We start from the raw sequence: 12,968 nt of genomic DNA on the forward strand, positions 1-12,968 counted from the left end.
GTCGCCGCGGGACACGCGCCCCACCCCGGCCCCTTCACCGGCGCCGAACGACCTACCCTTTCCCCTGGTGCCTACTCCCCGGTTCGTCCCGCTGTCGACCGTGCGCCCCGAGGGCGGGCGGTGACGACGCTCGTGCGCGCCGGGAGCGCGACCTCGCCCCAGGGCGACGGACCCGACCCGGTGCGGCGTCCGAGCGGGACCACCGTGCTCGTGTGGGCGCTGCTGACCCTGGTCCTGGGCATCGCGGTGCCGCTGGCCCCGGTGACCGTGCAGGACACGACGGTGACGTGGCCGGACCCGGCGGCCGCGGCGGGCGGCCCGGTCTCGACGCAGCTGGCGCTCAACCCGCCCCGGCCGCTCGGCTTCTCCGCGACCGTGCCGTGCGCCGCACTGCGGGCGGGTGGCAACGTGCTGAGCACGCTGCCCGGCGACGCGGGCGGCGGCGGACTGGTGCTCGCCTCCACCGGGACACAGGCCGCCCTGACGGTCTCCGGCACGACGGTCGCGGCGGGCCCGGTGCCCGCGGGCGACTGCCGGCTCGTCGTCACCGTGGACGAGGCAGGGCTGCGGGTGACACAGGACGGCGTGCCCCTCCCGCTGGCGTGCGGGGACTGCGCGGGCGTCCTGCCGCCGCTGATGTCCCAGCTCACGACGAGCACCGACGGGACGCCGGCCGCCGCCGGCCTGGCCGCGACGGTGCGCACCGACGACCGCTACGCCTCGACGCCCGGACCGCTGAAGATCGTGCTGCTGATCGCGCACCTCGCGGCCCTCGCGGTGCTGCTGGTCCTCGTGCACCGCCAGGGTCAGTGGCGGCGGGCGCGCGGCTGGCTCGGCCCGCGGTCCTGGCCGGGACGCCTGCGCCGGCACCTCTCGTGGGCCGACGGCTTCCTCCTCGCCATCTCGGCGGGCTGGGTGTTCGTGGCGCCGATGAACTTCGACGACAGCTGGTACCCGCTGATGGCGCGCGACGCCGGCGAGGCGGGCTACATCGGCAACGCCGTCTACATGTTCAACGTCACCGAGAACCCCTTCGTGGCCTCGCAGTACGCGATGCAGGTGTGGGGCGCGATCGGTGGCTGGGGCCTGGTCTGGCAGCGCTGCCTGCCGCTGCTGTTCGGCCTGGCGACCTGGGCGCTGCTGCGGACGTTCTTCGTCCTGCTCGGGCGGCGCACCGAGGTCCGCTACGCCTACGTGCCGTGGGCGCTGCTCCTCGCGCACCTGCTGTGGTGGCTGCCGTTCGGGCTGACCCTGCGGCCCGAGGCGCTGATCGTGCTGCTCTCGGTCATCGTGCTGCTGCTCGTGGAGCTCGCCCGCGACCGTGAGGCCCCGATCCTCTACGCCGGCGCGATGATGGCGGCGGCGCTGGCCATCGCGTGCTCCCCGACCGGCGTCGTCGCGATCGCGCCCCTGCTGGTCGAGCTCCCACGGGCCTGGCCGAAGATCGTCGCGACGCCCCGGCGCCAGCAGCTCACGATGCTCGCCGTGCTGGCCGCGGCGTCGTCGGTCGCCGTCCCCGTGGCCTTCGCCGACGCCTCGCTCGGCGACGTGATCGAGGCGTCGGCGGTGCACGCGTACTACTACGACACCGTCCCCTGGTACGACGAGCTCGTCCACTATCAGACCCTGCTGGGCCCCGGGCGCACGCCGTGGGCGGCCCGCATGCCGATCCTGATCACGCTCGGGCTGACGCTCCTGGTCGCGGCGGGCAGCGGACGGCGCGGGCCCGACGACGACGCCCTGCGCCGCGTGCTGCTGCACGCCGCGGCGACCACCGCCGTCGCCTTCGCCCTCGTCGCGGCCAGCCCGACCAAGTGGGTCCTGCACTTCCCGGCCATCGCGGCCTCGGGCACCGTGCTGATCGCGCTGGCGCTGCTGCGCGGTCCGATGCCGCGCCACGACCGCGCGCTGGCCACCACCGGCGGTGTCGCCGTCCTGGTCATCGCGACGTCGGTGAGCTACGCGGGGTGGAACCTCTGGCGGCCGTACACCGACCGCGGGCAGTTCTTCGGCGCGCACGCCGACCCGTATCCGACGCCGCTGAGCCAGAACCTCCTCGCCCCGCACTTCGGGCCGGTGTTCCTGCGCAACCCGCTCGTCTGGGTCGGGCTCGCCCTGCTCGCCGCCGCGTGGGCGCACTGGTCGCTGCGGCGCTGGCCCGAGCGCCGGCTGCCGCGCCCGGAGCCGGACCGGGCCCTGCTCGCCGTCGCGTGCGCCAGCGTGGTCGTCGGGCTGATCGGGATCATGGTGCTCGCGCCCCTGCGCCAGTACCCGGGCTGGACCGTGGCGCTGGGCAACGTCAAGGACGTCGTGCGCCAGGGCTGCGGGCTCGAGGACAACGTCACGGTCCTGCGGTCCACGCCGGTGCCGCTCGGCGCCCCCGTGAACCCGGCGACGACCACCGGCAACTTCGTCGACGACACCGTCGCCCCCGTCCCGGAGCCGGTGCCCGGCCTCGGACGGGTCTGGCACGACGTCACCGACGACTCGAGTGGTCGCGGCACCGTGGTCACCGGCTGGTACCCGGTGCCGGCCGGCTCGGAGGCCACCGACGTCGTGGTCCCGATGCTCGAGGACGGTCCCCCCGACGAGCGCGTGTCGGTCGAGTTCGGCGACGGCCCGGCGGCGAACCCCCGTGTCCTGGGGCGGACGGAGATCGACTACCTCCCGAACGCCGATGAGCGGACCTGGCAGCAGCGCCCCGCGTCGCTCGTCGACGCGCCCGGCGAACCGACGTTCGTGCGGGTCGTCGTCGACTCGACGGGGCAGCGCGGGTCGGACCGCCTCGCCGTCGCCGAGCCCTTCCTCGCGCGCCCGTCGCCCATCGCGCCGGTGCTGGGCGACCGTCCCGTGCTCGTCGACCAGATGTCCGCGGTGATGTGGCCGTGCGTGAACCAGGTGGCGGTGCACGACGGCATCGCCCCGCCGTCGGAGGTGCGGATCCACGCCGACGAGGACCTGACCTCGGCGTACTACGGGCTGCAGGACAGCCGGTTCCGCGGCGGCGTGTGGCGGTTCGACACCGTCGGCGCCACCTACGTCCGCCTCGCCACGGCCGTCCCGCCCGGCGCGCAGGCCGCCAAGCCGTGGGGCCGCGTCGACCTCGTCGTCCGCGACCTGCCCACCGGCCGGTACGGCGTCACGACGACGGAGCGCACGAAGTCCGGCTGGGAGCGCGGCCCGACCCTCGCCCGCGAGGAGTACGTCGGCGTCGAGCCGCAGGGCGCGGTCGGCTGACTAGGACTGCTGCTGGACGTCCTCGCGGACGTCGGAGTCGCGGTCGGCGCGCACGAGGGCGGCGGCAAGGCGGGCGAGGTCGTCGCCGGAGACCTGCTCGGCCAGCTTCGCGGGGTCCTGCGGGAGCCCGAGCTTCTCCGCGCCGGCCAGGGCCTTGGGGTCGAGGTGGGGCCGGAACTCGGGCCATACCGCCTGGACCTCGCGGGTGAAGATGTCGGCGCCCACCGGCCCGAGGCGCGGGAACGCGGTGAGGAACCCCGCGAGCTGCTCGGCGTCGCCGTCGGCGGCCTCCCGCATGCGGCGCAGGTCGCCGCCCCACTCGTCGAGCACGAGCTGCGCGCCCTCGCCGAGCGCGGTCGCGGTCTGCTCGGTGCCCGTGTAGTTCGCCCGGCCCAGCGTCCGGACACGGGTCTCCCAGTCCGCGTCGCGCATCCGCTCGGGTGTGCCCATCCCGGCGTCGAGGAGCTCGCGGCAGGCCCTCGTGCCGAGCTTCGACTGCACCCGGCGGGAGAGCAGCGTGCTCAGCACGAGCAGGCGGTAGAGCGGGGCGGGCTCGTTCGTCAGCTCGATGCCGGCCTCGTCGGCGAACGTCCGCCCGGCGTCGTCCAGCAGCGCGTCGATGGTCGTCATCGAGGCGGATACCCGCACGTGAGCGATCTGGGTCGTCATGGCGACCCGGATCGCTCACGTGGCCGCAGGCCATAGTCTCGGGAGCGTGCAGAGCCCGCGCCTGGTCGCCAGCGACGTCGACGGGACGTTGCTCGGCGAGGGCGGGGAGGTCTCGGAGCGCACGCGCGCCGTCGTCGCACGGACGGTCGCGGGCGGGGTGCCGCTGGTGCTCGCCACGGGTCGTCCGCCGCGCTGGGTGCCGCGCGTGTGCGACGCGCTGGGCGTGCACCCCCTGACCGTGGCCGCCAACGGCGCGGTGCTCTACGACGCGGCGACCGACCGGGTGCTCGCGACGGAGACCCTCGACGTGGACGCGCTCGCCGAGGTCACCGACGGTCTGCGCGCCGCGATCCCGGGGTGCGGCATCGCGGTGGAGCGGGTCGGCGACGGCGCCTTCGACCGCCGTGACCAGCAGTTCGTCTCGGATCCCGCGTACGTGCACGCCTACCCCCTGCCCGACCACCGGCAGGTCGCGCCGGGCGAGCTGCTGGCCGAGCCCGTGATCAAGGTGCTCGCCCGCCACCCGACGCTCGACAGCGCGACCATGGCGACGCAGGCGCGCCGGGCCGTCGGGCACCTCGTCGACGTCACCTACTCCGCGAGCGGCGGGCTGCTCGAGTGCGCCGTGCGCGGGGTCACCAAGGCCACCGGGCTCGCGCGCGCCGCGTCGCACCACGGGGTGGGTGCCGCGGACGTCGTCGCGTTCGGCGACATGCCCAACGACCTGTCCATGCTGGCGTGGGCGGGACACGGCGTCGCGGTGGCCAACGCGCACCCGGATGTGCTCTGCGTCGCGGACGAGGTCACCGCGAGCAACCTCGAGGACGGCGTCGCGTCTGTCCTCGAGAGATGGTTCTGAACGAACCGCTGCCCGGCGTGGCGCGATGGACCACTGCAGGGGTGATGTCAAGACCCGCGTAACATCCGCTCGGGTGTCAGGCGAACGCCGCCTCGCGAGCAGGAGGGACCACCACGTGCTCGATCGTGCCGAGGGGCCCGAAGTGATCATCGGGCCGGCCCGGGGCGAGGTCGCGGTCCTCGAGACCGTGCAGCACCGCCTCGGCACCCCGCCGGTCGTGGGCGCCGCCCGGGCGCTCTCGTTCTTCGGGGAGCACGCCGCCGGGTGGATCGCCCTCGGTGCGCTCGGCGCCGCGCTGGACGCACCGCGCCGCCGCCAGTGGGGCACCGCGGTCGCGGGTGTGGTCGCCGCGCACGGTGCCTCGATCGCCGTCAAGCGCGTCGTGCGCCGGCGCCGTCCCCACGATGCCCGGCTGGCCGTCCACGTCGGCACCCCGAGCCGGCTGAGCTTCCCGTCGTCGCACGCCTCGTCCACCACCGCGGCCGCCCTGCTCTACGCGGGGCTCGTCGGCGGCGGCGGAGCGGGTGCCGCGGCGCTCGTCGTGCCCGGCATGGCGCTCTCGCGCCTCGTCCTGGGCGTCCACTACCCGACCGACGTGCTGGCGGGCTCGGTGCTGGGGGCGGTGTGCGCGGCCGGCGCGCGCCGTGCCGTGCGCCGGGGCTCGGTCGGCCGCTGGAGGACCGCATGACCCCCGTGACGCCGTCGAGCGCCGCCCGCGAGCAGGAGGAGACCACCGCGGTGGTCGCCGACCCCGCCGGGGCGAGCACCGAGACGAGTGCCGAGTCGAGCACCGGGACGACCCCGGCCACGACCCGCCGCCCCCGCCCCGTGGCCGTGCCGCTGGGCCTGCTCAAGGCGATGCGCCCGCGGCAGTGGGTCAAGAACATCCTGGTGCTGGCCGCGCCGTTCGCCGCAGGCCGGCTGTTCGACCTCACCGTCCTGCCGGACGTCGCGCTGGCGTTCGTCGCGTTCTCGCTCGCGGCCTCCGGTGTCTACCTGATCAACGACACCAAGGACGTCGAGGCCGACCGCGCGCACCCCAAGAAGAAGTACCGCCCGATCGCGGCGGGCATCGTCCCGCCGGCGCTCGCGGTGGTCACGGGGATCGTGCTGTTCGCGGGCGCGCTGGGCGTCAGCCTGCTCGCCGACCCCGACCTGCTGCTGGTCACGGCGATCTACATCGTCGTGCAGCTGGCCTACTGCCTGTGGCTCAAGCACGAGCCGGTCATCGACATCTGCATCGTCTCGTCCGGCTTCCTCATGCGCGCGATCGCGGGTGGCGCGGCCGCGGGCCTGCCCCTGTCGCCCTGGTTCCTGCTCACCATGGCCTTCGGGTCGCTGTTCATGGCGTCGGGCAAGCGCTACGCCGAGATGCGCCTCGCCGAGCGCACCGGCGCGAAGATCCGCAAGTCGCTGGAGCGCTACTCCGCGTCCTACCTGCGCTTCGTGTGGTCGCTCTCGGCCACCGTCGTGATCATGGCCTACGGCCTCTGGGCGTTCGGCATCGGCGTCACCGCGACGCCTGGCCGGATGCCGACCTCGCCCTCGACGTGGGCGATCGTCTCGATCGTGCCGTTCGTCGTCGCGATCCTGCGCTACGCCGTCGACGTGGACGGCGGCAACGGCGGTGAGCCCGAGGAGATCGTCCTGGGGGACCGGGTGCTGCAGGTGCTCGGCCTCGTCTGGGTCGCGCTGATCGGCCTCGCGGTCTACTTCGCGCCGGGCATCGCGTGAGGTCCGCCGGACCCCTCGCGGGATGAGCACCACGGCCCGCTCGACGCGCGAGCTCCTCGGCGGGCTCGTGCGCTACGGGCTGGTCGGTCTGGCCAACGCGGCCACCTACTACGGCACCTACCTCCTCGCCCACCCGCGCGCGGGCTACCTCGTCGCGCACACCGTCGGGTTGGGCACGGCCATGGTGGTGTCGTTCTTCCTCAATTGTCGCTTCACGTTCCGCGTGCGCCCGACGTGGACGCGGTTCCTGCTCTACCCGGCGTCCCAGGTGGTCAACATCCTCGCCACCACGGTCGGCGTGGTCGGGCTCGTGCACCTCGGCGTCGACGAACGCCTCGCCCCGCTGGCCGCGGCGGCGCTGGCGCTGCCGGTGAGCTTCCTCGCCGCGCGCTTCGTGATCACCAAGGCGGTGCTGGAACCGCGCCCGTTCGCAGCGGCGCCCGCGGTCCCGCCGCGGTCCGCGCCCTCGGTCGGTGAGGCCGTCACGCGTCCGATCCCCCTGGTGGACCGGCGCTGAAGAGATCGGCCCTGAAGAGATCGGCCCTGAAGAGATCGGCGCTGCTCAGCGGCGCTCGACGGTCAGCGTGGTCCAGGCCCCGACGTGGATGCGGTCGCCCGACTGCAGCGGTACCGGGGTGTCCGGCGTCAGCGCTTCCTCCGCGTAGTTCAGCGTCGTCCCGTTGGTCGACCCGGCGTCGATCACCACCCACCGGTCGCGGGGCAGGGCGAGCAGCACCGCGTGCAGGTGCGAGACACCCGGATCGCGCGGCGGGCCGCTGAGGTCGATCTCGGGGAGGTCCGCGGGCTGGCTGCCGGGGTGGCCCCCGTGGGGACCGCCGGCGGGGTCGCCGGCCCGTCCGACACGGACCTCGTCGGCGCGCAGCACGACCTCGCGCGGTGCGAGCCCGGACGGGAAGTCGTCGGCGAGGGGCGCGGTCGTCCCCGCGGTCTCCCGGGCGCGCACGAGGTCGTGGTAGTCGCGATCCGCCCAGATCGTCACCACCCAGGAGCCGCCCCCCGGCGCCTCGTCGCTCACCGGTCGACCACACCCTCCCCGTCGAGCGGGATGGGCCCGGTGCGCTCGTCGGGGCCCCGGCCGTCGACGGCCACCGAAGGGCGTCCCGAGTCGGCGGGGGGAACGATCGGCACGATCGCGAGCGTGGTGTTGTCGTGGCCACCGTCGTCGAGCGCGGCCGAGAGCAGGGCGAGCGCCGCCGCGAGGGCGGGGTGCTGCTCGCCGTCCTCGGGGGCACCGGGGGTCGCGCCACCCAGCGCGGGCGCCGCGAGGCGGGCCAGCACGTCCGGGTCGGGCAGGTGGTTCCACAGCCCGTCGCTGCAGAGCATCAGGACGCCGGGGACGCCGAGTCGCACCCGGCGGGCGTGCGCCGGCCCGCTGGGGGCGTCGCGTCCGAGCCAGCGGGTGAGGACGTGGGCGCGCCGGTCCCGCGCGGCGTCCTCACGGGACATCAGCCCCGCGTTGGCGATCTCCTCGGCCCACGAGTCGTCGGTGCTCAGCAGGCGCGACGACCCGTCGCCGGCCAGCCAGTAGGCGCGGCTGTCCCCGATCCACGACACCACGGCGTCGCCGCCCCGGACGACCGCCGCGACGTACGTGCAGGCCGGGCTGTCGCCGCCCCCGCGCCCGAGGTCCGCCGCCGCGGTGGCTGCCGCCGCCGACGCCGCGGTCGCCAGCGCGTCGAGCTCCCCGCTCAGGCCGGTGCCCGCACGGCGGGCGGCGTCCTCGGCGGCAGCCGCGGCCTCGCCCGGGTCCTCCGACACGGTCGCGATCGGCCCGGTGTCCCCGGACGAGACGGCGTCCCCGGAGGAGACGGCCGGGAACCCGGACGGCGGCGTCGCGGGCGCCGCGGCGGTCTCCAGCGCGGCACCCACGGCGGCACCGACGGCCGCGAGGCTCGCCTCGTCGCCGCGACGGGCGGAGGCGACGCCGTCGCAGACCACCGCGACCCACGTCTCGACGCCGCCCTCGACGCGCCGGCCGAGCTCGACCGCGTCCTCGTTGCGACGACGCCGCAGGCCGCGGTCCGTGACGGCGGCGGCGTCGCCCAGGACCAGCTCGACGTGGTCGCGCACCACCGGACGCGGCGACCCGCAGGTCGGGCAGGCGCCGTCCGCGGCGGGCGGCGCCTCGTCCCCGCAGCGCGGGCAGCGCGGCGGCGCCACCGCGGCGAGCTCGGAGCGCAGATCGGTGCGCTCCACGAGCGGCCCCCCGGACTCCGCGTCCCCGGACCGGGCGTCGTGCTCCCCGGGCACCGGGGCGCGCCCGGCCATCTCCATCACGGGATCGCTGCTCCTCGGACGTCACGGGGGTCACGGGTGTCGCGTGGCACGCCGTGGGGGGTCGGGCCATCTTCCCGGCCGGTCCCGGCGGCCACGCCGGCCCCCACCCCGTCCTCGCCCGGTCGGGTGGCCGGATCGACCCGGCCGGCGGTGCCGTAGCGCGCCCGGATCCGCCGCGCCTCGGCGGCGAACGCCTCGACGCTGCGGTGGCGGTGGTCCGGGTCGGGGTGGGTGGCGCGGGTCAGCAGGGCCACGAGGTCGGGGTCGTCGCGCAGGACCGGCACGCCGGCCGGGTCGGGCAGACGGTGGGCGTGCCGCCGCTGGTGGTCGAAGTCGGCGAGCAGCACGGCGAGCGTGCGGCCCAGCGCGAAGACCTCGGAGGCCACCGACGGACCGGGCCCGCCGGGGTGGATCTCGGGGGCGACGAACCCGGTGGTCGTCCAGACGTCGCTCCGGCGGTCCTCGACGCGCCGCACGCTGCCGAGGTCGAGCACCGTGATCCCGTCCGGCCCCGTGAGCAGGTTCGACGGGTTGAGGTCGGCGTGCAGCAGTCCGTGCGCGTGCAGGGCCGCGATCGCGGACACCGCGCCCAGGACGGCGTCGAGCGCCTCGGCGGGCGGGCACGGGCGGTGCTCGGAGAGGGCCTCGCCGTCCACGTGGTCGAGCACGAGCAGGCGCACCGGGCCGTCGCGTCCCTCGGCCCGCACCTCGTCCCGCGCGCGCACCAGACCGGGGATGTCGAGCCCGAGCAGCGCCGCGGTCTCGCTCACCGCGAGCGCGCCGGCGGCCGGTCCGTCGGGGCCCTCGAGGCGCCCGAGCACGACGAGGGCGCCGTCCCGGATCCGCGTGCCGGTGTACGACCAGCCGCGCGCCCCGCGGACCAGCGGAGCCCGCACCCGGTAGCGGTCCGTCGCGCCGGCGAGGTCGGTGCCGACCGCGAGGTCGGGACGGACGTCGAACCGCGCGCCGCACCACGGGCAGATGCCGCGCTCGGGTCCCGGTCGCCCGGCACGTCCCCGGCCCACCGGCCCGTCGCAGCGCGCGCAGAACCGCGCCTGCTCCGGGACCGGGGGACCGGCGGTCCCCGGGTCGGATCGGTCCATCTCGTCTCCTGCGTCCGGACGACGTGCGGTCGGCGCGTGGGTGCTGCGTGCGTGGTGACGGAGGTGACTCCGCCCCCACGCCATGGTGTCACCGCCGAGCCGCACGCTGCGCCCCGCCGTCCGGCGTGGATCATCACGCTCCGGACGATCCGTGCCCGGTGGGCTGTTGCGCCTCCGCCCGTCGGCGCAGGCCACGACGCGGCTCACCCATCCGGGTGTTTCCCCGCGTCCGCTCGGCTCTGGTGCTTGTCAGTCGCGGTTTCGCGGGGTCGCGCCGGAGGAGGGTGCCCGGGCCGGACGGGCCGCCGCCTGCCATGCTGTCGCCGCACCGAAGCCGATCGGGGGGTTGGGTGCCGCGCCTCCGCGGAGGCCGGCGCGCGATCGTCCGTGCCACATTCCGGAGGTCGTGCCGTGAGCGCAACCGACGACACCGACCGTCCCGTCGGGTCCGACGAGCGGGCCGGGGACCGATCCGCCCAGCACCGGCGTCCCGACGTCGACCACCTCCCGGAGGCCGGCGCCAGTGTGCCCGGTGGAGGCCTCGGATCCCCCGCCGCCACGCCGGGTGTCCCGTCGTTCGGTACGGACGACGACGCCGTGACGGGCCCGACGCCGTCGTCCCCGTCGGCACCGTCCTCCGCCCCGTCGTCCTCCGGTTCCTCGGCTGGCTCCTCGACCGGCTCCGTCGGCGCCGAGTCCGCGTCATCCGTCGCCGATGCCGCGGCGGAGGCCGAGCGCGCGCTCGCCCAGGCCGCCCGCGACGCCGAGCAGGCCGTGCGCGACGCGCACACCGACGGCACCCAGGCCGTGCAGAAGGGCTACGCCGACGCGCAGCGCGCCAACGACCGCGCCTACGAGGAGGCCGCGGCCAAGCACGACCGGATGAGCTGAGCCGGTCCTCGAGGTGCTCCGCACCCGGACGTGTCGCCGTCCGGGCGCGCGGGCCCCACGATGATCACCCGGTCCGGTTCCCGACGTCGCGCCGCACCCGCGGCGCCCGGCACGCCCGCGCACGAGGCAGGTGAGACATGGCGGTCCAGCTCCGCATCACCGCGGACGGCGTCGTCGTGCGCTTCACCGGCTCCGACCGCGTCTGGGCGTGCTGTCGCGGGGTCTACCTGCCGCTGAGCCGCGTGCTGCTCGCGCGCCCGATGAAGCGCCGGGACGCGGTGTCGGCGAGCCCCCGCGTCCACCTGCCCGGCGTGAGCGTGCCGCGCGTGCTGCGGGCGGGGTCCTACGGCGTCGGCGAGCGCCGGCAGCTGTGGATGGTGCGCCGGGCCGACGAGCTCCTCGCCATCTACCTGCGCGGCGACCCGTACCACCGGATCGTCGTCGAGGTCCCGGACCCCGAGACCACCAGCAAGACGATCAACGAGGCGCTGCCCCCGCGCCGCCTGCCCGCCTGACGCGCCTCACAGCGTGTCGGCCACCAGCGGCGCGAGCAGCAGGTCCGGGTTGTTCTGCGCCACGGCCTGCAGGCGCCACTTGTGCGGGAAGAGCGCGAGGAGCTCTCCGTCGATCCGGCGCGTCAGCACCTCGATGCCGACGGCGCCCTTGAGGGTCTCGACGCCGGCGGCGTCGGTGCGCCGCGCGATCTGGTAGTCGAGGCGGTCGAGCTTCACCGGCGCGCCGAACTCGTCGGCCAGCCGCGCCGAGACGACCTCGAACTGCAGCGGACCGACCGCGGCCAGCACCGGGGCCTGGTCGCCGCGCAGGTCCGAGGACAGCACCTGGATGACGCCCTCGGAGTCGAGCTGCTCGATGCCCTTGCGGAACTGCTTGGTCTTCGACATGTCCGCCACCCGGCACACGCTGAAGTGCTCGGGGGCGAAGCTCGGGATCGTCGGGAACGTGACCGGGTCCTCGGCCCAGAGGGTGTCCCCCGGGCGCAGCGCGGTGGCGTTGACCAGCCCGACGATGTCGCCGGGGAACGCCTCCTCGATGGTCGAGCGGTCGCGGCCGAACATCGCCTGCGCGTACTTGGTGGCGAACGGGCGCCCCGTGGCGTCGTGGGTGAGCACCATGCCGCGCTCGAAGCGACCCGAGCAGATGCGCACGAACGCCACGCGGTCGCGGTGCGACTTGTCCATCGACGCCTGCACCTTGAACACCAGGCCCGAGAACGGCGCGTCGACCGGGCGGAGCTCGCCCTTCTGGTCGGGGCGTGGGCCGGGCGGCGGGGCCAGCTCCACGAGCGCGTCGAGCAGGCGGGCGACGCCGATGTTCGACAGCGCGGAGCCGAACATCACCGGCGTCGCGCTGCCGGAGTGGAAGGCCTCGGCGTCGAACTCGGCGCCGATCTCGTCGAGCAGCTCGAGCTCCTCGGTGGCGCGCTCCCAGTCGGCGCCCTCCTCGGCCGCCGCGGTGTCGGCGTCGAGGACCTCGACGGTCGCCTTCGAGGCGCCGTGCGCGGCGCGGGTGAAGCGGTGCATCGTGCCGTCGGCGCGCTCGACGAGCCCGTGCAGGTCACCGGCGATCCCGACCGGCCACGTGATGGGCATGGGGCGCAGACCGATCGTCTGCTCCACCTCGTCGAGCAGCTCGAGCGGCTCGCGCCCCGGGCGGTCCCACTTGTTGACGAACGTCAGCACGGGCACGCCGCGGTCGCGGCAGACGTCGAAGAGCTTGAGGGTCTGGGGCTCGAGGCCCTTGGCGGCGTCGAGGAGCATCACCGCGGCGTCGACGGCGGCGAGCACGCGGTAGGTGTCCTCGGAGAAGTCGCCGTGGCCCGGGGTGTCCAGGAGGTTGATCACCTGGTCGCGGTAGGCGAACTGGAGCACCGCCGAGGTCACCGAGATGCCCCGCTCGCGCTCCATGTCCATCCAGTCGGACGTGACGCCGCGCCGGCCGCCCTTGCCGTGCACGGCCCCGGCCGCCGAGATCACCTCGGCGTGCAGGGCCAGCGCCTCGGTGAGCGTGGACTTGCCGGCGTCCGGGTGGCTGATGACCGCGAACGTGCGCCGGCGGCGCGCCTGGGTCCCGGGGTCGTCGGGGACACCCTCGACGGTGGGCGCGGCGGACACCGCGGTCATCGCACTCCTCCTCGCGACGGACCCGCACGCGCGGGC

12 protein-coding genes are annotated in these 12,968 nt (G+C 75.5%); 7 read left to right on the forward strand and 5 right to left on the reverse strand.

All coding sequences use genetic code 11. The annotated features are described in order from the left end of the window. The first annotated feature begins 120 nt into the window (after positions 1 to 120). On the forward strand, positions 121 to 3,237 hold the full coding sequence (locus PH191_RS22735; protein ID WP_274196913.1) for an arabinosyltransferase domain-containing protein: 3,117 nt from the start codon (positions 121 to 123) through the stop codon (positions 3,235 to 3,237). On the opposite strand, the gene PH191_RS22740 is transcribed toward PH191_RS22735, so the two are convergent. Further along, positions 3,238 to 3,867 (reverse strand): endonuclease, encoded by a 630-nt coding sequence (locus tag PH191_RS22740; protein WP_274196914.1) that lies wholly within the window; start codon positions 3,865 to 3,867, stop codon positions 3,238 to 3,240. A gap of 85 nt (positions 3,868 to 3,952) precedes the next feature. Between PH191_RS22740 and PH191_RS22745 the strand changes: the two genes are divergently transcribed. From PH191_RS22745 to PH191_RS22760, 4 genes are all read left to right on the forward strand, one after another. Then, positions 3,953 to 4,765, forward strand: coding sequence for an HAD family hydrolase (locus PH191_RS22745; protein WP_274196915.1), 813 nt, complete (start codon positions 3,953 to 3,955; stop codon positions 4,763 to 4,765). Positions 4,766 to 4,880: 115 nt separating this feature from the next. Next, positions 4,881 to 5,453 (forward strand): phosphatase PAP2 family protein, encoded by a 573-nt coding sequence (locus PH191_RS22750; RefSeq protein WP_274196916.1) that lies wholly within the window; start codon positions 4,881 to 4,883, stop codon positions 5,451 to 5,453. Continuing rightward, entirely contained in the window at positions 5,450 to 6,499 is a 1,050-nt protein-coding gene (locus PH191_RS22755; RefSeq protein ID WP_274196917.1) for a decaprenyl-phosphate phosphoribosyltransferase, read from the forward strand. The genes PH191_RS22750 and PH191_RS22755 overlap by 4 nt, the downstream gene beginning before the upstream one ends. A gap of 22 nt (positions 6,500 to 6,521) precedes the next feature. After that, positions 6,522 to 7,016 (forward strand): GtrA family protein, encoded by a 495-nt coding sequence (locus tag PH191_RS22760; protein WP_274196918.1) that lies wholly within the window; start codon positions 6,522 to 6,524, stop codon positions 7,014 to 7,016. A gap of 45 nt (positions 7,017 to 7,061) precedes the next feature. Here PH191_RS22760 and PH191_RS22765 read toward each other — a convergent pair whose 3' ends face one another. The 3 genes from PH191_RS22765 to PH191_RS22775 are packed head-to-tail and all read right to left on the reverse strand — an operon-like array spanning position 7,062 to position 9,900. Further along, positions 7,062 to 7,535, reverse strand: a complete 474-nt coding sequence (locus PH191_RS22765) for an FHA domain-containing protein (RefSeq protein WP_274196919.1) — start codon at positions 7,533 to 7,535, stop codon at positions 7,062 to 7,064. After that, a complete protein-coding gene (locus PH191_RS22770; RefSeq protein WP_274196984.1) occupies positions 7,532 to 8,794 on the reverse strand; it encodes a PP2C family protein-serine/threonine phosphatase in 1,263 nt (420 codons plus the stop codon). Before PH191_RS22770 ends, PH191_RS22765 begins: the two co-directional genes overlap by 4 nt. Further along, entirely contained in the window at positions 8,794 to 9,900 is a 1,107-nt protein-coding gene (locus tag PH191_RS22775) for a protein kinase domain-containing protein (protein WP_274196920.1), read from the reverse strand. Before PH191_RS22775 ends, PH191_RS22770 begins: the two co-directional genes overlap by 1 nt. A 411-nt stretch (positions 9,901 to 10,311) precedes the next feature. Here PH191_RS22775 and PH191_RS22780 point away from each other — a divergent pair, with 411 nt between their 5' ends. Beyond that, positions 10,312 to 10,791: a hypothetical protein gene (locus tag PH191_RS22780; protein WP_274196921.1), complete on the forward strand. Its 480-nt coding sequence runs from the start codon at positions 10,312 to 10,314 to the stop codon at positions 10,789 to 10,791. Positions 10,792 to 10,928: 137 nt separating this feature from the next. Further along, entirely contained in the window at positions 10,929 to 11,306 is a 378-nt protein-coding gene (locus PH191_RS22785; protein WP_274196922.1) for a hypothetical protein, read from the forward strand. A 6-nt stretch (positions 11,307 to 11,312) separates the two neighbouring features. On the opposite strand, the gene PH191_RS22790 is transcribed toward PH191_RS22785, so the two are convergent. Further along, positions 11,313 to 12,932, reverse strand: coding sequence for a peptide chain release factor 3 (locus tag PH191_RS22790; protein ID WP_274196923.1), 1,620 nt, complete (start codon positions 12,930 to 12,932; stop codon positions 11,313 to 11,315). Positions 12,933 to 12,968 lie beyond the last annotated feature (36 nt).

The organism is Actinomycetospora callitridis, from assembly GCF_028737265.1.
Taxonomy (GTDB): Bacteria; Actinomycetota; Actinomycetes; order Mycobacteriales; family Pseudonocardiaceae; genus Actinomycetospora; species Actinomycetospora callitridis.

Coding starts and splice junctions, on each gene's coding strand:
- PH191_RS22785 (WP_274196922.1), top strand. CDS start 10,929: ATGGCGGTCCAGCTCCGCATCACCGCGGACGGCGTCGTCGTGCGCTTC.
- PH191_RS22760 (WP_274196918.1), top strand. CDS start 6,522: ATGAGCACCACGGCCCGCTCGACGCGCGAGCTCCTCGGCGGGCTCGTG.
- PH191_RS22770 (WP_274196984.1), bottom strand. CDS start 8,794: ATGGAGATGGCCGGGCGCGCCCCGGTGCCCGGGGAGCACGACGCCCGG.
- PH191_RS22790 (WP_274196923.1), bottom strand. CDS start 12,932: ATGACCGCGGTGTCCGCCGCGCCCACCGTCGAGGGTGTCCCCGACGAC.
- PH191_RS22755 (WP_274196917.1), top strand. CDS start 5,450: ATGACCCCCGTGACGCCGTCGAGCGCCGCCCGCGAGCAGGAGGAGACC.
- PH191_RS22740 (WP_274196914.1), bottom strand. CDS start 3,867: ATGACGACCATCGACGCGCTGCTGGACGACGCCGGGCGGACGTTCGCC.
- PH191_RS22775 (WP_274196920.1), bottom strand. CDS start 9,900: ATGGACCGATCCGACCCGGGGACCGCCGGTCCCCCGGTCCCGGAGCAG.